We start from the raw sequence: 17,625 nt of genomic DNA, 5'->3' as shown, positions 1-17,625 counted from the left end.
CATCAGGCATTATTATATTTTCCAATATATGCTGCATTGCAGCATTATGCCAAGGGCAGAATAAGCGCTGCTAAACGCGCACGCATGCAATAAACGCATGGAACTTCCCAAGCAAAAAGCCTGAAAGCTATATATTAATTGGCAGGCACAGAACTTCTCTCGAGAACGAATAGTTCTTCTTCACGCAAAGACGCGATCTCGTTCTCACTTAGATCAAGCAGGCGCGCGGAGCGCCATATCATATCTTCTTCAAATGAGTGAACAACACCATCTGCGCGTGCTACGCCCCATGCAGCACGAATAAGCCGCTTACGCTCATCACGATCCAGTTCACGCCGTAGTGGGCGCAATAATGAAACAAGGCCAATTGCATCACGATCAGCGGCCTCCGCTTCTTCGAGAAGCAAACGCGCCTGGCCTGGCAATAACCCAAAATGGTCGACAAGTAGCGCGATCAAATAATCGTGCTCAGGCTTGACGATCACACCATCCGCTCGTGCAATATGGATCAGAACGGCCGCCAAAGCCAAAATCCCCGGAGACGTAGCACCAGGAGACAATCGTGTCGGTAAAAAATGCCTGACTGCATTATCAAGCAAACTAAACAAGCCCATGGGAGAGGCCATATGCCACCTGCCGGCTCTAGCGTGACTGTCGATACACTAGTTTTCACTCTAAATTCTAAAACATTTCAAATATTTTGAAACGTCTATCAATCTAAAAGTGCAAAACAAGATGGTAGTATGATGGCATCAAACCTCATAACCAATAAAATATATTGATTGCATTTGATGCCGCATCACATTCTATAGGCAAATAGCGATCAGTAAGATCGCACTTGCTTTAACGTCGACGGAATTGTGGACGTGCTGCAGGACCACCTGGACGAGGACCAGCACCCTGTTCGCGATGCCGGAAAATCAGCCGTCCCTTTTCGAGATCATATGGCGACATCTCAACGGTTACGCGGTCGCCAGCAAGCGTCTTGATGCGATGCTTTTTCATTTTACCGGCGGTGTAAGCCACAATCGTATGCCCTGTATCCAGCTGCACGCGGTAACGCGCATCTGGCAGGATTTCGGTCACAAGACCTTCGAATTCCATTACTTCTTCTTTAGCCATAAAGATACCTTTTCCAACGCCGACAGAGGCCGTGTTCCGAAGCTGGACCACGCCTGACTGGGCGCACCATAACAAACGAGCGGACGATGACGCACGCCCGCAATTAATGTCCGCTTACGCCCTTTTAGGGGGCACAATGGCAACCGTGAAGCAATCCAGCCATAAGACCAAACGCTGCGACAACCGGCATCGTGAGAGATAAACAATCGACAACCGTCACGGGCAGCGCCCCTATTTAACAGGAACACATCTTCATGGCCGTTGGTATAAAACATTTCAGGCGAGGCAACAATGCCTCGCCTGAAAAAGCTTTATCAGACAGAAAATCTACCTGAAGGAGGCAGGATTACTGAACCTGCAGGTTTACTGCAGACTCACGACCCGTACGACGATCCGTCTCGAGCTCGTAGGTGACCTTCTGGCCATCGTTCAAACCGTTCAGGCCTGCGCGCTGCACAGCCGTGACGTGAACGAAAACGTCCTTGCCGCCGGCGTCGGGCTGAATAAAGCCATAGCCCTTTTGTTCATTATACCATTTGACGGTGCCGGTAGCCATTATGCTTATCCTCGTGATAACAAAGCGTATTCTAACGGGTGGAGCTTTTGTTGCCCCTGCCCAGATGGGTCGAATCTTGGAGGTTTCTGAACGCCCGCCCTGCAATGCACAGGCAACGGCCCAGTCTTCTGGCCAAAGTCGATGACCACAAGGTAAGTTTGCTTATCGCGTTTGGCAAGCCTTGCGCAAAAAAATGACGAAATTGCCTTAATTTTTGCACGGAAAAGCAACGTTACGTCGCCACAGAGTATATTTCTTTCCGAGTATTGCGTCGCTTATGTCATGCCCGCGCCGCGTATATCCTTAGCGAGCGAATAACAAGAGCAATCAGATCACCGAAAAGCACAATCAATAACACAAAACTAGCGAATCATTTCAGAGCATCACAGCCCGATAAACTAACAATCTGGAAGCGCGAGAAGTGGTGCCGCTTAGGTGACTCGAACACCTGACCCCATCATTACGAATGATGTGCTCTACCAACTGAGCTAAAGCGGCCAACGATGAATCTACTTAGCCATCAACCTGCGTCGCGACCATCATCGTTTCTTAGAAGTGCTTTTACCGCTCCTGTGTAGGAGGTCAAGCAAGAATTTAACTTTCCACAGCCTCTTCGCTCAATCCAGCACTCCCACGCCTGCGCGCTAACAATGCCCTGCTTTAGACTCTGCACTCAAATTAATCACCGGTTGTGAGAAACATAAACGCCGGAATGGCTTTCGCGCCAATAAACCGCCCACTCTCAATACCACGTCAAACATCCGGGTTCATGGCAAGACGCGCAGGCTTTTCCGCGCATACATAATGAAAATCACCAACAGCACCACGGCAAGACCAAACCATGTAAACGCATAGTCCAGATGGTTATTGGGAAAACTCACAACTGTCAGCCCTCCCATTGGCCACCTCTCGGTCACACTACCGGAAGCGGCATCGATCATAAATGGAGCGATACGTGTCAATCCCTTTGCCTGACCTATCGCAATCGGATCGCGGGTAAACCATTCACCGGCCGCCGGCACATCTTCTGGTACAAACCAGCCGCGCTCCTGCGGAGAGCGCAACAGACCAGTCACAGTTACCGGCCCCATACTTTGATCTTTCAGCTGCCATTCTGCAAAGGCATCAGTATCTTGCTTAAGCTCTAACGGGATAAAACCGCGATTAATGATAATGATGCTACCATTTTCCTGCTGCAGCGGGGTGAGTACAAAGTAACCCATCCGAGCACTCCCCATCCCCACTACAGCATTAGCGTGAACGAAGACCTGATCCTGATAAAGATATTTTCCCGTTACTTGCACCGGACGATATTCTTCTTCATTCCATTGCAATTTGGGCCATAATATTTCGGGCGCGATAGCGACAGGATTAGCATGCGTTCGCGCATCAATACGTGCTATTAACGCCTCTTTCCATGCAAGACGCTGAAGTTGCCATACGCCTAAGGTAACCAGAATAATCAACACAATGAGCGTAAAAATCCCTGGTAAAACAAGCGTGTGCCAACGCGAAATATACGTTTTATCCATTGCTTCGCTCATGGTAGATTTCCACTCAAACACAAAAAAGGGCGGCATGTGCCACCCTTGATTGCAGGTCGGCGCATCTTAATGACCGCCGCCGCCATAACCCCATACATAGATAGCAATAAAGAGAAACAGCCATACCACGTCAACAAAGTGCCAATACCATGCAGCAAACTCAAAGCCGAGATGTTGCTTAGGTGTGAAATGTCCAAGATAAGCACGCAGCAAACAGACTGCGAGGAAGATCGTACCAATAATCACATGCGCGCCGTGGAAACCCGTCGCCATAAAGAACGTGGCACCATAGATATTGCCTGAGAAATCAAACGTTGCATGGCCATACTCGTACGCCTGTACAGTCGTAAATAGAACGGCAAGCAAAATCGTGACCCAAAGCGCCTGCTTAAGACCGGCACGGTCGTTATGCAGCAATGCATGATGCGCCCATGTCACCGTCGTTCCCGAGGTCAACAGAATGAGGGTATTAAGAAGCGGCAGATGCCAAGGATCAAGCGTTTCAATGCCCTGAGGAGGCCAATGGCCGCCAGTAAACTCTGCGCGTTGATACTGGATCAACTCACCAGGAAAAAGGCTTGCATCGAAATACGCCCAGAACCACGCTACAAAGAACATTACCTCAGAAACAATGAACAACATCATGCCGTAGCGATGATGAATCTGCACCACGCGCGTATGGTCGCCGCGCTGAGCTTCTGAGATTACGTCCGTCCACCAGGCGATCATCGTGTAGAGCACGCCAATGATGCCAGCACCAAATATGTAAGGGCCTATATGCAATCCACCGAGTGGCAGATCCTTCATCGTCAAGATGCCGCCAACTGCCATGACGAAAGCGCTGACCGAACCGATGAGTGGCCATGGGCTTGGATCGACAAGGTGGTAATCGTGATGTTTCGCGTGAGCCTGAGCCATGATTTTCCGGTCCCCGAATAGTTCGCTGCCGCCTGACGGCATCACAGCCTTTTCCGCTCTACTGGATTAATAAAAGAAGCTGATGATGAAAGCGCCCCATCCTTAACCTGGAACATGGTGTAGGACAGCGTTACTGAATCAAGATTCTTCAGATCACGCTCATCATCAAGATCCGCATCAATAAAGAACACCACAGGAGCGATGATCGTCTCACCCGGCCCCAAAGTTTGTTCTTCAAAACAAAAACAATCGAGCTTAACGAAATAAGGCCCAACCTGATCCGGCTGCACATTATACATGGCAATGCCGGTTACAGGCTTATCGCTCTTATTTGTCAGTTCGAAGAAGATTGTCTGCGTTTCCCCCAGCCGCACTTCGACAGAGGGCGTTTCAGGCACAATACGCCATGGGATAGAAGGCGATACGTTGGCATCGAAGCGCACAACAAGACGACGATCCGATATTTCACCGCTCGATTTCACACCTGCAATCGGCGTACCAGCAAAGCCAGTCACCTGACAAAACAAGCGATAGAGCGGTACGGATGCAAAGGCCAATCCAAGCATGCCTGCTACAACGCCAACACAAATTAGCGCAGTATTGCGTGCACGCCGCGCCTTCTCCTCAGGCGTTGCGTGTGCTTCATCATGTTTGGATTGCACGTCATCGCTCATGGCAATTTGCGCCCTCAGAAAGGTCGGCTAAAGACGTTGGCCCCAAGACGGGCGATGGTGAGAACATAAAACAGCACAAACAATGCGCCTAGCACGACACCAATCGCTATATTGCGCCCACGTTGCCGACGACGTTCTTCCGGCGTTAATTTTACACCGTCAACCACATCATCCCCAATACCATGTTCATGCACAATATGTTTGCCATTCACAGCAGCAGCCCCCCAGGCAAACCAAGCCCATACACACTCAAACCAAGCGCATGCTCTACCAACAGCGCCGCAAACATCAAAAACAGATACAGAATCGAAAACCCGAATAACTGCCACGCTGTTTTTACACCAACAGCGCTGAGTGTCTTCTGATCGCCACCTCGATGCCAGAGCCGAAACGCCAGCCAAAGCATTATTGCACCACCCACACCGGCAATGAGCGCATAAATCAAGCCGCCTGTATGTAGCCAAACTGGCAGCGTAGCAACCGGCACCAACACCAAGGTGTAAAGCAGTATCTGAAGCCGCGTTGATGCCTGACCGACGACATTCGGCATCATCGGCACGCCAGCACGCGCATAGTCTTCCGACTTGACCAAGGCTAAAGCCCAAAAGTGCGGGGGCGTCCAAAGAAAGATTATGAGAAACAGTACAAAGCCATCGAGGCTCACTGATCCCGTTACCACGGCCTCGCCAATCATAGGTGGAAATGCACCAGCCGCACCACCAATCACGATATTTTGCGGTGTAGAGCGTTTAAGCCATACGGAATAAACGACCGCATAGAAAAAAATCGTAAAAGCAAGAAAAGCTGCCGCAAACCAGTTTGTGGCAATGCCCAACACAAACACTGCCCCGCAGGACAAAGTGATACCGAATGTCAAAGCTTCATCGGACGTGATACGGCCCGCAGGAATCGGACGGTTGCGGGTGCGCAACATCACAGCATCAATGTCCGCATCCCACCACATATTCAAACAGCCGGAAGCCCCCGCACCCACAGCAATGGCGAGCAGCGCAATCGCGCCCACCACTGGGTTGATCGTGCCAGGAGCCACCATCATGCCGACCAGGGCCGTAAAGACCACGAGCGACATAACCCGCGGCTTAAGTAACGAGACAAAATCCCGCACTTCACCGGTGGAGACAAGCGGACGCTCACCCGACGGCGTTACCGCCGGCTGCTCACGTTCCGCCCATGCATCCGTTACGACTGTCATAGCGCTCTTCCAGATATCCTATCAGTGACCACTATCCGAAATACGCGGCAGCGTCTCGAACTGATGGTATGGAGGTGGCGATGACAATGTCCACTCAAGCGTTGTGGCACCCTCGCCCCATGGATTATTGGCTGCGCGCTCTTTCCGGTGATAGGCAGACCACACGCCAAAGAAAAACACCACAAGACTGAACGCAAAGATATATGAGCCAATCGATGCGACATAATGCCAGCCAGCAAACGCATCTGGATAGTCGACATAATGACGCGGCATACCAGCCAGGCCCAAGAAGTGCATCGGGAAGAACAATACGTTTGCACCAATAAAGGCCAACCAGAAATGCAGCTTCCCGATCCATTCAGGCACGATATAGCCGAACATTTTCGGGAACCAATAGTACCACGCAGCAAAGATACCGAACACGGCGCCAAGTGATAGTACGTAGTGGAAGTGAGCGATTACGTAGTAGGTGTTATGCAACTCACGATCGATACCCGCGTTCGCCAGAACCACACCTGTCACACCACCAACAGTGAACAGGAAGATGAAGCCGATTGCCCAGTACATCGGCGTCGTGAAGCGGATAGATCCACCCCACATCGTCGCGATCCACGAGAAAATCTTGATACCAGTTGGCACCGCAATCACCATTGTGGCGAACACAAAATAGCGCTGAGTGTCAAGCGACAGGCCAACCGTATACATATGGTGAGCCCATACGATAAAGCCGACGACGCCAATCGCAACCATCGCATACGCCATACCGAGATAACCAAAGATCGGCTTACGCGCGAAGGTCGAGACGATATGCGAGACTATGCCGAAAGCCGGCAGAATCATGATGTACACTTCAGGGTGACCAAAGAACCAGAACAGGTGCTGATACAGGACAGGATCGCCACCCCCCGACGGATCAAAGAAGGTCGTGCCAAAGTTGCGGTCCGTCAGCAGCATTGTAATTGCGCCAGCCAATACTGGCAGCGAGATCAACAGCAAGAATGCCGTAACAAGCATCCCCCAGGCGAACAGCGGCATCTTGTGCAGAGTCATGCCCGGTGCACGCATGTTCAGAATGGTTGTGATAAAGTTGATCGCGCCCAGAATCGACGATGCACCTGCAAGATGCAGCGCCAGGATACCGAAGTCGAAAGACGGCCCCGGATGCCCCGAAACAGACAAAGGCGGATATGCAGTCCAGCCACCACCGAAGCCAAGGCTTCCCGGTGCGCCAGGCACGAACATCGAGATTAGCAGCAAGCAGAATGCCGCCACAAGCAACCAGAATGATATGTTGTTAAGACGTGGAAACGCCATATCAGGCGCGCCAATCATGATCGGGATGAACCAATTGCCAAACCCGCCAATCAGCGCTGGCATGACAACAAAGAACACCATGATCAGACCATGGCCGGTTACGATAACATTAAAGAGCTGGCCATTTGCAAAGATCTGCAGACCAGGTGACTGCAACTCGATGCGCATCAGAATAGACAGCGCACCACCGACAAGCCCTGCGCAAAGCGCAAAGATCAGGTAAAGCGTGCCAATATCTTTATGGTTGGTCGAGAGCACCCAACGCCGCCAGCCAGTCGGATGAGCGTGTTCGTGGGCGTCATGCGCCGTTACTGTAGAAGCCATGATCAAGCTCCCCCTTTAAAATTCCCGCCCGCGGCGTACTGAACAGTTCAAGTTTATCGTGCAGCCAATTGATTGGCGCTTGCAATCGAGCGACCATCTTCAACTGCAGCAAATTTCGTCTTTGCCTCAGCCAGCCATTCGGCGTAGCGCTCTTCGCTGACGATACGGATGGCAATCGGCATATACGCATGGTTCTGGCCGCAGATCAGCGAACACTGGCCATAATAGATGCCTTCTCTCTCAGCCTTGAACCATGTTTCGTTCAAACGGCCAGGGATTGCATCAATCTTAAGCCCGAATGACGGCATTGCAAAAGCATGAATTACGTCAGCAGCCGTTACCTGCACGCGAATGGTTTTGTTAACCGGCAGCACCATCTCATTATCAACAGCGAGCAGCCGTGGCTGACCTTCTTTAAGCTCATCTTCCGGTATCATATTGGAATCAAAGCCAAAGCCACCCTGATCTGCTGGATAATCATAGGTCCAGTACCACTGGTGCGCTGTAACCTTCACGGTGATATCGCTAGGCGGGATCACCAGCTGCGTGCGCAGCAGTTTGAAGGAAGGCACTGAGATTACAACAAGAATCAGAACGGGCACCACCGTCCATGCAACCTCGAGAATCGAGTTATGCGAGAAGCGCGAAGGCTTTGGATTTGTCTTCTCATTAAAACGCACGATCACGATCAGCAGCAGCACGGCCACGAAAGCGACAATCACGCCAATAATCCACAACAGCATGGTGTGGAAATCATGCATGCTGTGCGCAACTTCAGTCACCGGGGTTTGCAGATCCATCTGCCATGGCACAGGCTGGCCTGGCGCAGCCTGTGCGCCCAGAGAGCCCAAAAGCGCATATGCGGCCAACGCCAACACGAGCATAGACGCCCTGCGCGCCAAAGCGCTGACCCCACGAATCAGGGTCGCGAGCGACCGCAAACGAAAAAACGCGCTTCCCATCGTTCGTCCGATGCTCCCGTTACTGGTGAGGCTTCCAAGCCTCATCCTTTGCCTTAACCACATTGCCGCTGGATATACGATCCCGGCAGCCTGATACAAACAGCTTTTTGCCGTGCGGGCGCCCGGGATCAATCCATCCCGCCCCGACGGCTACTTTTGAGCTTCATCAAAGACCACAACAAAGCGCTTCGCGCAACAGGCTTCCCTATTAATTTGCCAACCAATTAACGGCTCACCACAGGCCTTTCCCGCATCATCTCTCTCTAGAACGCTTGAAAAATATGACACTGGCATTTTTACAAACATGGCGAGAATAGAGTTGTTCGCAGAAGACGGGCATGACATTTTTGCGAGTATCGCTAGGCAACGGACTGCTAACTTCGGGCGAATCATGCACCTCGATCATCTGTTGCAGGCGTTACCTCCACTATTTAATTGGATGCTGTGCGCCAATTGTGACGGAGGGATCTTCCGTCAGAGGCCAGATCGTGCTGTATACGTGATGCTCAAACTATATCGGGCTAGAGAGGCAGCCATGCTCCTCTTGCCACGATCCTGATCTCTGAAGGAAGTGAAGCGCATGTTACGCCGCATAGTCTCTGTCGCCGCCTTTGCTGGTATGATCTTTAGCATTATCGCCACCGGTCATGCACCAGCGCTAGCGCAGGGTGTCGTGCGTGCAACCAATGGTGAATGGCAAACACGTTGCGAAACGCCTCCTGGCGCATCTAGTGAGCAGTGCGCACTTGTGCAAAACGTCGCAGCTGAAGATCGCCCCAATATTTCTTTGCTGGTGATTGTCCTTAAAACCGCAGACAATAAAAGTCGCCTTCTGCGTGTTGTCGCTCCTCTTGGTGTGCTGCTGCCAGCCGGTTTGGGTCTCAAGATCGATCAAACAGATGTTGGTCGCGCCGGATTTGTGCGCTGTCTCGCCACAGGCTGTATCGCTGAGGTTGTCATGGATGACACTCTGCTAAATCGGCTTAAAGAAGGCAAAACTGCAACATTCATTGTATTCCAAACGCCAGAAGAAGGCATTGGAATCCCTGTCGCCCTTGATGGTTTCGGTAAAGGCTTTGATGCACTGCCCTGAGCGGCATGCGTAAAATCTGCAACCAGCGAATGGATGGCTTTTTCTGGTTTGCAGGCCGAACAAGATATATAGAGTGTCGCGAGATATAATTTGGTCGAGCAATGCTCTTAATGAGCGCTTATAGAGGCGGCCCATGATTATTACAGAATCACGCATCACCTCCCCCCGCGCAAAATACCGCACGGGCCAGGATGGCATTGCCTTGGCGAAACGTTTTATTCCTTTATTGCTATGCTCAGCATTATTTCTTGGTGGCTGCCAATCATCAGAAACGGGTGCGGGAGGCGGCTCATCGCTGAAAAACTTCCTTCTCTATGGTGGCGCTACAGTGCCGCCAGAAACGCAAGCGGCCCAGGAAGATTCTATTTGCCCCGCGTTTGATGTCTTTGAGGGCGGATCTGCTGTGCGTAGTGGCGAAAGAGCATCACTACGCCACCAGTTATCTATTCGCACCACCGCGCGCGAATGCATTCCCCACGCAGATGGTTCGTCTACGGTGAATGTGGGCGTAGAAGTGCTCGCTCTACTCGGGCCAGCCGGGCGACCTGGCACATATTCAGCGCCGCTTCATATCGCAATCAAACGCGGCAACACCGTGCTGAGTTCACGCACGCTTCAGGTTTCCGTTACCATACTGGCAGGCGAAGCCCAAGGTGTCACACGTATTGTGGAAGAAGGCCTGCCTCTTCCCCAGGACAGCAGTGACGTCCTCATCGAAATCGGGCTTGGCTCATCGCCGACCCGCCGCGCAGCACGGCAATAACAAAGCATGATGCGTCAGCTATGGAAGTCATAGTGGCTTGAAGTCGTAATCTTGCTGAGCATGTCTTTTTCAGCTTGCTCAGCAGATATCTGCGCCGATGCGAGAACGCTCACAATGAGCATTATACGTTACAGTCTTGACCATGAATATGTTCGCCAAGGAAGCGCGGGCATAGCCATCATCGGTATCAGCGCCTGGGCCAGCAATATGCTGGGAGCAATAATGTCGGTGCAACTCTCTACAGTTGGCACAATCATCAAGGCAGGTGAGACAATTGCCATACTTGAAAGCACAAAAGCTGTCAGTGAAGTATTCACGCCCCTGTCAGGCGAAATTATAACCGTTAATCCACTTGTGCTTGAACACCCGGAATTCATTAACGAAGACCCGCTTAACAAAGGTTGGCTCTGTCAACTCACCAGGATCAATGCGACTGAACTGATGCAACTCTTGGATGAGGACAGTTATGCACAGTACTGCACAAATTTTACTGCGCTACGTTAAGCAAATACGGTCACATATAACCCATCAATGTATTGACGATGTTATGTTACGCACATACGATTAGCAATTCATGCAATCATGTTTCAGCGAAAGCCTGACCTTATTGCCATAAATTACTCCGCTCCTTGTACAACCCAAGCTTTTCACTGACCTTCTTGCAAATAATAAAAATCACGAACTTTGAATCAAAATCACATTCTTCGGAGTTTTGTTCATGTCTGACGCACCGTCTCCTGCATATTTTTCTACGCAAGCAATTCCTTTACTTCCCAGTGCCACCAGACAGCACAGATCACAAAGCGACTTTGATGGGCGCTCCGTGGACGTTGTGACACCTTCAACATTTGATTATTCATATTTTAGCACGCCCAAAGGGCAAAATACGTCAAGCGGACTCGTATTGAAATTAGCGGAAAGAAAAACCTCAGACCGATTGTTAGTGGGCTCCCACGCTTCATTGGAACCGTCTCCCTCAATCATGAGCTCCCTATTTGGCATGGAAGAGAGTGAAGTCCCCAATTCGGTTTCAATTTTCTTTCCTGATAAAAATGATGCACTTCCAATATTGTGCAAATTATTCAATGAACATAAGCCAATTTCTATCCCACAAGAATTCCAAACATCATCCGAGCTTAAGCGGCATTATATCTCGTTGCTTCAGGTAAGCCGCCTAGCGAATAAAATTCTACCCAATATTCCTTCAAACGATAAAAATAACGATATAATTCTGTTCCTTAGGAATATTGAGGAGCTTGCTTCAAGTATTGGTGATTTAGATAATGAACTTGCAATTCCATCACAATTAAACACGCTTAAAAACACCCTCTACACCCTCCTTGCAGCTAATCCGAAAGCTATCGAAGATGCGACAAAAGTGTTGAATGAAGATCTGAAGACCGCCCAGAGCTATATTCACACTTACGTCCATCTGAATGGGCAAAGCGGAAAGCTATACAGCGCCCTCATTGATGCAATTGTTGCTGCTCAATCCTATTCATTGCCTACGCAATCTTATAATAGCCAATTCACGACCAGTGCACCTATTCCGATACCTTTCACAAATACCTGCGCTACAGAATCCGAAGCTAAAGCAGTAATCATACGCCTTTCTGATGTGCTGCGTGATTATCGTGTATTTTTGAAAGCCTATCCTGACGGTGCGCAAATTCTAACTGCACTTTTTCAGCAAGCAGAGATTAGCGCAAATGGGTGCTTGATTGCACTCACAGCAGAAAATAACTTTAATAACCAGGTTGGTATCCATAAATATTAAGCCAAAGAGCACGTTTATCTTTTTGGTTTAATGCTTTTAGCTGGTTCTAAAATAATTATCCCGCTCTTTTTTCTGAACGCCAAACATGCATGAGACGCCTAAGTGAGGGCTGATCGCATCTTTATGCCACAAACGGTGACTAGACAGGTGCGCTGCAAATAACCCTATGAGCGCAAAATCTTCCAGCGTTTCTTATGAGGCCCCATTTCAACTGTGTCATACTGTTCACACCAGTGTGCCTTTATCTGCGTGTTATCAATGGATCTATTTCTGACTGGCCTGAAATTTTTTATCACTGTTGTGGCCAGCTTGCTGCCCATCATCAACCCGATAAGCACAATGCCTCTGTTTCTGTCGCTGACAGACCGCACGCCTGATGCTTATCGTCGCCAGCAGGCGCGGAAATGCTGCCTATATGCTTTTAGCATTCTGGCTACATTCCTGATTGCCGGACATGGCATTATCGCCATGCTTGGTATTTCGCTTGCCGGCATTCGTGTAGCGGGCGGCCTCATTCTGTTGGTATCGAGCGCACGCATGCTTTTCTCGGGCGACAGCGAAGCCTCCTCGGTAAGCGAAGACGTGGAAGAGATGCGCCGGGCACGCATTGACTATTCCTTCTCCCCTCTTGCAATGCCGATCATGAGTGGGCCCGGTTCGATTGCTGCAGTGCTTAGCTTCGCATCAGAGGTGCCTGAGGATCAGGTCATTGGCGGATACATCATCATCCTGCTGGGCGTCGCAGCAGTTATCGGACTGACATATGTTGTGCTGCGCTTTGCAACGCTCCTATCGCGTTTTCTTGGGCCTCAGGGCGTCTCTGCGACAACCAAGATCATGGGCTTCCTGCTGGCCTGTATTTCGGTACAAATCATTGCATCGGGCGTTATGGATTTCATTAAGGAAGGCATGGCCGCGATATAAAGAGTATGTATTGGATAGAGTTGAAGTTAACGCCAGCATTGTTCCATTTTAGCGCATTCAGCATCAGCCAATGATTCCATCAGCATGCGCTCTGGCTTTTGCCCACAGGCCCCAATCCCATCACGATTACACCGCGGGATTGGGCGGACATGAGATTCTTCCCACGCTTCCCCAATTTTGATTCGTGATTTTGAAAAATGATTCGCCATTTTGTCGGGCATCAACCTTTCGTTTACCGATCTCGTTAACAATCTCCCTTAACGCATCGGGACCTCCGGGTTTTGGTGGGCTACTCAAAAGTATTGAGTCAATAGAATCGGTTACGTCGATTTTAAATCTCGGAGCAACATAAAGCTGAATCAAGCCTGTCGCGCCTTACACAGAGATTTGCACTAAAAGAACGAACTTTTTGCGCAAATAACTTGCCAGCACGAATCATGGTTTGTTAACCATTACAGCATAATGTTTTGAGTAGAATTTAGTTGAGACAGTCAGCGTCGGCGGACAGCATCCGTCAACGAATGTGATTGTTTCCATGTCAATAGCACAGGGAGCCTCGGAAACGGGGTTGGGGACGAGGCCATGCGCGTATTGCTCATTGAGGACGACAGCGCCACCGCGCAAAGCATCGAATTGATGCTGAAGTCTGAAAATTTCAATGCCTATACTACAGATCTTGGCGAGGAAGGTGTCGACCTCGGCAAGCTTTACGATTACGATATCATCCTGCTTGACCTCAATCTGCCTGATATGTCGGGTTATGAGGTGTTGCGCAGCCTGCGTGTCGCAAAGGTTAAAACACCAATCCTTATTCTTTCAGGCCTTGCTGGTATTGAGGATAAGGTTAAGGGCCTTGGTTTTGGCGCGGATGATTACCTGACAAAGCCCTTCCATAAAGATGAGCTGGTCGCCCGCATTCACGCTATCGTTCGCCGCTCGAAAGGGCATGCCCAGTCTGTCATCACCACGGGCGATCTGGTTGTGAACCTTGATGCCAAGACGGTTGAGGTCTCTGGTGCACGGGTCCACCTGACGGGCAAGGAATATCAGATGCTGGAGCTGCTCTCGCTGCGCAAGGGCACGACACTTACCAAGGAGATGTTCCTCAACCATCTCTACGGCGGCATGGATGAGCCTGAATTAAAAATCATTGACGTGTTTATCTGTAAGCTGCGCAAAAAGCTCGCAAATGCATCGGCCGGCACAAACTACATCGAAACGGTGTGGGGTCGTGGTTACGTGCTGCGCGAACTTGGCGCAACAGAAGAGCGCATGGCAGGCTGATTGACGCGATGAGCGTCAATCACTGTTAGAAATATCCAGAATAAGGATAACATGGGGTATGGATCCCCGCCTTTTCTCTGCTCTGCGCATAGGAAAGTATCACCTTCACAGCATTCAAAAGCGCCGCCGTCTCAGGACGTAGCGGCGCTTTTTTTAAAGCTTCTCTCTAAGCGAGACTATCCATGGCCGGCTCGGGCAAATAGCTGCCGCAATGCGCTCAGCATTACTCCTGGGTTTGTGTCGTCACTAACTGCGGCTTTGAAGGCAGCTGCGCAGCATGACCAGAAGCCTTGCCATGAGATACCCTGCTATTATCAGAGAGGGTCATCTCCAATCCGAAAAACCGTGCGATTTCATTGGTTGACGATAAGCCGATATCGGCAAAATGCGGACCGGGCTGCTCGTGGCTTTTCACACTGCTGGCATCTATCGGTACTGCATGACCAAGATGCTCGATAGCAATCGCTTCAATGAGCACGGAATCATCAGGGCCAAGCCACCGCATTCGCCGATTGCCGTGAAGTTCATCCTCATCGCTGGCCATCAGATCGAGCCCATGCACATCTGTCCATTGCTTGACGATCTCCATGCCATTAATGGGGTTCACAACGTCATCCGCTAACCCTTGCCAGACAGCCACCCGTGGCCATGGTACAGTGATGCGGCCTTCGGACAGGCTACCCATGGGTGAGGCTTTACGCACAGCTTCTCCACGCTCTTCAGGCGTACGCACACTGCCTTCCATCATCACCTGCAGCGCATCATGCACATTTGTCGCGGAGCGATATGGCAGCCCTGCGATAATCGCGCCTGCGGCAAACACTTCGGGATAAGTGGCCAACATGACATTGGCCATCCCTCCACCGGCTGAAAGCCCGGTAATGAAAATCCGAGAGCGATCAAGGTTGTGATGATCAACCATATAGCTGACCATCTGCCTTATAGAAGCAGCCTCACCTGCATCCCGTTCAATGTCGCTGATGTGGAACCAGTCAAAGCAGCGCCGGGGGTTATTTTCATTGCGCTGCTGCGCAAAAAGCACTGCAAAACCAGCGCAATCGGCCAAATATGACCAGCCCGATCCCCGATCATAGCCAGCGGCGCTCTGGGTGCAGCCATGTAGCACAACAACAAGCGGCGCATTGGCTGGCAAATCAGGAGGGACATAGCAAAACAACCGCAGATTACCGGGGTTGTTGCCAAAATGCTCGATCTCGGAAAGACGACAGCCTTCTTCGTCTTCAGCTTCATTTTCGTCCAGCAGATGCGGCAATGAAAACAGCGTGTCCCACTGCAACCGCCAAAGGGCGAGGTTGGCCGTAGTCGCTGCAATTCCGGTCATGTTGAACCATCTTTCTTGTTGTTAAGCCACAGAGGCGACAGGAAAGACGACGAAAAAAAACATGACGCCGCCTGTTTTCTCCAATCCACCGTTATTCTACGGCTTTTGTGCAGATACCCTGCATATATTGCGCTGCATTGCAGCAAAACCATATCACCTAGACTAAAGTATGATTTTTAGACCAGATATCCAAGACCTTGGCTAACATCATAAATAAGCTTCAGTATTATAATTCACCGTTGAAAATACATCTAAAACTCAATTTCGTCCAGTTAATGCGGCACTGCAGCATTAACGGGTGTCATTTCGCACTTAACAAAGATACGCTGGAAACTTCATTAACCAGAGAACCAATTCGCAAGCCAGGAGTGGCAAACCTCGCGCGATAATCATGCCAGATTCGCCTACAATAAGGCACACTCGACACTAAGAACGCCATAAGGATGGTAAAGCCATGACAGCACAGAAAGAAGCCCCGCTTCCGCACGCGCTAATGCATCAGCATGTGGCCGATATCGTTGAGTACATGAACGATCAGCCGTTGCCACAGATCATCGATATGGTTGCACGTTTACCACCTATCTGGGCGATAGAGGTGCTGGATTATGCCGATTTCACTGCAGCATCATCCGTTATAGAGGCGCTACCGATAGATCGTGCTGTGATCTTGCTGGAAGGCATGTCAGCCGATCGCGCGACTGACGTACTTGCTCAGATCGAAGAACCACGTCGAGAGGCTCTGCAGAATGCTCTTTCGCCTGATACACGCCGCTCGTTACAGCAGCTTCTCTCCTATCCCGAGGGCACTGCCGGTAGTCTTATGACGACAGAATTCGTCTCCGTTCCCGCTGATTGGACGGCACGACAGACGCTGGATCATATTCGCACAGTAGAAGCGAGCCGTGAAACTGTTTATGCAATCTTCGTGCTCGATCCTGTCACCCGGAAATTGGTTCAAACCATTCGCCTTGCCCAGCTTATTTCAGCTGACCCGGATGCAAACATTCTATCGCTGACACGCGGACGCCCTGCTCCCATCACCACGGGTCCGATGACCGATCGGGAGATCGTGGCACGACAAATCTCGCGTTACGATCTGCTCGCCATTCCGGTTATCGACAGCACTGGCCATATGCTGGGTATTGTCACCGTTGATGATGCTATCGATGCCATACTGGCCGAAACGACTGAAGACGCACAGAAAATGGGCGGCATGGAAGCACTTCATGAGCCTTATATGCAGATCGGCTTCGGCAAGATGATCCAGAAGCGGGCAGGCTGGTTGGGGATTTTATTTCTCAGCGAAATGCTAACAGCCAGCGCCATGCAACACTTTGCAGACGAGCTTGAACAAGCCATTGTGCTTGCACTGTTCATTCCACTGGTGATGAGTTCGGGCGGCAACTCCGGCTCACAAGCTACATCGTTGATCATCCGTGCGCTGGCTATGCAGGAAGTGCGCCTGCGGGACTGGTTCCGCGTGGCAGTTCGTGAACTGCCAACCGGTATCACCCTTGGCGCAATCCTCGGCATCATCGGCATTGTGCGCATTGCGCTATGGCAATGGCTGGGCCTCTTCGATTATGGCGAGCACTGGATACTGGTTGCTCTCGCCATCGGCACCTCACTGGTGGGTATAGTGACGTTTGGCTCCTTAACAGGATCCATGCTGCCATTTATTCTCAAGCGTGTCGGCTTTGATCCGGCAAGCGCATCCGCACCCTTCGTCGCAACCCTGGTCGACGTAACCGGCATCGTGATTTACTTCAGCATTGCCTATATGTTTCTACGCGGCACGCTGTTGTAGCCTATTCG

Annotated in this window: 18 protein-coding genes and 1 tRNA gene; 7 read left to right on the top strand and 12 right to left on the bottom strand. The window is 50.6% G+C overall.

Annotated features, from left to right (window positions below; all coding sequences use genetic code 11):
- Nucleotides 1–134 precede the first annotated feature (134 nt).
- From VRZ32_RS00275 to coxB, 11 genes are all read right to left on the bottom strand, one after another.
- Entirely contained in the window at nucleotides 135–626 is a 492-nt protein-coding gene (locus VRZ32_RS00275; RefSeq protein WP_414523449.1) for a TerB family tellurite resistance protein, read from the bottom strand.
- Between the two features lie 217 nt (nucleotides 627–843).
- The gene (infA, locus tag VRZ32_RS00270; RefSeq protein ID WP_414523448.1) at nucleotides 844–1,122 is read right to left on the bottom strand and encodes a translation initiation factor IF-1; all 279 of its coding nucleotides are present in this window, start codon (nucleotides 1,120–1,122) and stop codon (nucleotides 844–846) included.
- Nucleotides 1,123–1,468: 346 nt separating this feature from the next.
- Nucleotides 1,469–1,678: a cold-shock protein gene (locus tag VRZ32_RS00265; protein ID WP_414523447.1), complete on the bottom strand. Its 210-nt coding sequence runs from the start codon at nucleotides 1,676–1,678 to the stop codon at nucleotides 1,469–1,471.
- A gap of 422 nt (nucleotides 1,679–2,100) precedes the next feature.
- Nucleotides 2,101–2,176 (bottom strand) — tRNA-Thr (locus tag VRZ32_RS00260).
- Between the two features lie 269 nt (nucleotides 2,177–2,445).
- A complete protein-coding gene (locus VRZ32_RS00255) occupies nucleotides 2,446–3,222 on the bottom strand; it encodes an SURF1 family protein (protein WP_414523446.1) in 777 nt (258 codons plus the stop codon).
- Nucleotides 3,223–3,288: 66 nt separating this feature from the next.
- The gene (locus tag VRZ32_RS00250) at nucleotides 3,289–4,140 is read right to left on the bottom strand and encodes a cytochrome c oxidase subunit 3 (protein WP_414523445.1); all 852 of its coding nucleotides are present in this window, start codon (nucleotides 4,138–4,140) and stop codon (nucleotides 3,289–3,291) included.
- Between the two features lie 41 nt (nucleotides 4,141–4,181).
- Nucleotides 4,182–4,814, bottom strand: coding sequence for a cytochrome c oxidase assembly protein (locus VRZ32_RS00245; protein WP_414523444.1), 633 nt, complete (start codon nucleotides 4,812–4,814; stop codon nucleotides 4,182–4,184).
- Nucleotides 4,815–4,828: 14 nt separating this feature from the next.
- Nucleotides 4,829–5,026 carry a hypothetical protein gene (locus tag VRZ32_RS00240; protein WP_414523443.1) on the bottom strand — a complete coding sequence of 66 codons (198 nt, stop codon included), beginning with the start codon at nucleotides 5,024–5,026 and terminating at the stop codon, nucleotides 4,829–4,831.
- Nucleotides 5,023–6,027: a heme o synthase gene (locus tag VRZ32_RS00235; protein ID WP_414523442.1), complete on the bottom strand. Its 1,005-nt coding sequence runs from the start codon at nucleotides 6,025–6,027 to the stop codon at nucleotides 5,023–5,025. The genes VRZ32_RS00240 and VRZ32_RS00235 overlap by 4 nt, the downstream gene beginning before the upstream one ends.
- Nucleotides 6,028–6,048: 21 nt before the next feature.
- Nucleotides 6,049–7,665 carry a cytochrome c oxidase subunit I gene (gene ctaD / locus VRZ32_RS00230; protein WP_414523441.1) on the bottom strand — a complete coding sequence of 539 codons (1,617 nt, stop codon included), beginning with the start codon at nucleotides 7,663–7,665 and terminating at the stop codon, nucleotides 6,049–6,051.
- 53 nt (nucleotides 7,666–7,718) lie between these two features.
- The gene (gene coxB, locus VRZ32_RS00225; RefSeq protein ID WP_414524989.1) at nucleotides 7,719–8,549 is read right to left on the bottom strand and encodes a cytochrome c oxidase subunit II; all 831 of its coding nucleotides are present in this window, start codon (nucleotides 8,547–8,549) and stop codon (nucleotides 7,719–7,721) included.
- 697 nt (nucleotides 8,550–9,246) lie between these two features.
- On the opposite strand from coxB, the gene VRZ32_RS00220 reads away from it, so the two are divergent.
- The 6 genes from VRZ32_RS00220 (at nucleotide 9,247) to ctrA (ending at nucleotide 14,468) form a co-directional block, all read left to right on the top strand.
- Nucleotides 9,247–9,720: an invasion associated locus B family protein gene (locus VRZ32_RS00220; RefSeq protein WP_414524988.1), complete on the top strand. Its 474-nt coding sequence runs from the start codon at nucleotides 9,247–9,249 to the stop codon at nucleotides 9,718–9,720.
- Nucleotides 9,721–9,853: 133 nt separating this feature from the next.
- A complete protein-coding gene (locus VRZ32_RS00215) occupies nucleotides 9,854–10,483 on the top strand; it encodes a hypothetical protein (RefSeq protein WP_414523440.1) in 630 nt (209 codons plus the stop codon).
- Between the two features lie 60 nt (nucleotides 10,484–10,543).
- Nucleotides 10,544–10,987: a glycine cleavage system protein H gene (locus VRZ32_RS00210; RefSeq protein ID WP_414524987.1), complete on the top strand. Its 444-nt coding sequence runs from the start codon at nucleotides 10,544–10,546 to the stop codon at nucleotides 10,985–10,987.
- A gap of 214 nt (nucleotides 10,988–11,201) precedes the next feature.
- The gene (locus VRZ32_RS00205) at nucleotides 11,202–12,260 is read left to right on the top strand and encodes a hypothetical protein (RefSeq protein ID WP_414523439.1); all 1,059 of its coding nucleotides are present in this window, start codon (nucleotides 11,202–11,204) and stop codon (nucleotides 12,258–12,260) included.
- A 258-nt stretch (nucleotides 12,261–12,518) separates the two neighbouring features.
- Nucleotides 12,519–13,184, top strand: a complete 666-nt coding sequence (locus VRZ32_RS00200; RefSeq protein ID WP_414523438.1) for a MarC family NAAT transporter — start codon at nucleotides 12,519–12,521, stop codon at nucleotides 13,182–13,184.
- A 582-nt stretch (nucleotides 13,185–13,766) separates the two neighbouring features.
- The gene (ctrA, locus tag VRZ32_RS00195) at nucleotides 13,767–14,468 is read left to right on the top strand and encodes a response regulator transcription factor CtrA (RefSeq protein ID WP_414523437.1); all 702 of its coding nucleotides are present in this window, start codon (nucleotides 13,767–13,769) and stop codon (nucleotides 14,466–14,468) included.
- 223 nt (nucleotides 14,469–14,691) lie between these two features.
- Here ctrA and VRZ32_RS00190 read toward each other — a convergent pair whose 3' ends face one another.
- Nucleotides 14,692–15,810: an alpha/beta hydrolase family esterase gene (locus VRZ32_RS00190; protein ID WP_414523436.1), complete on the bottom strand. Its 1,119-nt coding sequence runs from the start codon at nucleotides 15,808–15,810 to the stop codon at nucleotides 14,692–14,694.
- Nucleotides 15,811–16,264: 454 nt separating this feature from the next.
- Here VRZ32_RS00190 and mgtE point away from each other — a divergent pair, with 454 nt between their 5' ends.
- Nucleotides 16,265–17,617: a magnesium transporter gene (gene mgtE, locus VRZ32_RS00185; protein ID WP_414523435.1), complete on the top strand. Its 1,353-nt coding sequence runs from the start codon at nucleotides 16,265–16,267 to the stop codon at nucleotides 17,615–17,617.
- The last annotated feature ends 8 nt before the right edge of the window (nucleotides 17,618–17,625 follow it).

Origin of the sequence: Pseudochelatococcus sp. G4_1912, from assembly GCF_047501465.1 — a bacterium.
GTDB lineage: Bacteria > Pseudomonadota > Alphaproteobacteria > Rhizobiales > Beijerinckiaceae > Pseudochelatococcus.
The sequence above is the reverse complement of the archived record's forward strand: the minus strand, read 5'-3'. Positions and strand labels throughout refer to the sequence as shown.

Coding starts and splice junctions, on each gene's coding strand:
- VRZ32_RS00235 (WP_414523442.1), bottom strand. CDS start 6,027: ATGACAGTCGTAACGGATGCATGGGCGGAACGTGAGCAGCCGGCGGTA.
- VRZ32_RS00210 (WP_414524987.1), top strand. CDS start 10,544: ATGTCTTTTTCAGCTTGCTCAGCAGATATCTGCGCCGATGCGAGAACG.
- VRZ32_RS00190 (WP_414523436.1), bottom strand. CDS start 15,810: ATGACCGGAATTGCAGCGACTACGGCCAACCTCGCCCTTTGGCGGTTG.
- ctaD (WP_414523441.1), bottom strand. CDS start 7,665: ATGGCTTCTACAGTAACGGCGCATGACGCCCACGAACACGCTCATCCG.
- VRZ32_RS00265 (WP_414523447.1), bottom strand. CDS start 1,678: ATGGCTACCGGCACCGTCAAATGGTATAATGAACAAAAGGGCTATGGC.
- VRZ32_RS00220 (WP_414524988.1), top strand. CDS start 9,247: ATGATCTTTAGCATTATCGCCACCGGTCATGCACCAGCGCTAGCGCAG.
- VRZ32_RS00255 (WP_414523446.1), bottom strand. CDS start 3,222: ATGAGCGAAGCAATGGATAAAACGTATATTTCGCGTTGGCACACGCTT.
- coxB (WP_414524989.1), bottom strand. CDS start 8,549: ATGCTCGTGTTGGCGTTGGCCGCATATGCGCTTTTGGGCTCTCTGGGC.
- VRZ32_RS00275 (WP_414523449.1), bottom strand. CDS start 626: ATGGCCTCTCCCATGGGCTTGTTTAGTTTGCTTGATAATGCAGTCAGG.
- VRZ32_RS00250 (WP_414523445.1), bottom strand. CDS start 4,140: ATGGCTCAGGCTCACGCGAAACATCACGATTACCACCTTGTCGATCCA.
- VRZ32_RS00245 (WP_414523444.1), bottom strand. CDS start 4,814: ATGAGCGATGACGTGCAATCCAAACATGATGAAGCACACGCAACGCCT.
- VRZ32_RS00215 (WP_414523440.1), top strand. CDS start 9,854: ATGATTATTACAGAATCACGCATCACCTCCCCCCGCGCAAAATACCGC.
- VRZ32_RS00205 (WP_414523439.1), top strand. CDS start 11,202: ATGTCTGACGCACCGTCTCCTGCATATTTTTCTACGCAAGCAATTCCT.
- infA (WP_414523448.1), bottom strand. CDS start 1,122: ATGGCTAAAGAAGAAGTAATGGAATTCGAAGGTCTTGTGACCGAAATC.
- ctrA (WP_414523437.1), top strand. CDS start 13,767: ATGCGCGTATTGCTCATTGAGGACGACAGCGCCACCGCGCAAAGCATC.
- VRZ32_RS00200 (WP_414523438.1), top strand. CDS start 12,519: ATGGATCTATTTCTGACTGGCCTGAAATTTTTTATCACTGTTGTGGCC.
- mgtE (WP_414523435.1), top strand. CDS start 16,265: ATGACAGCACAGAAAGAAGCCCCGCTTCCGCACGCGCTAATGCATCAG.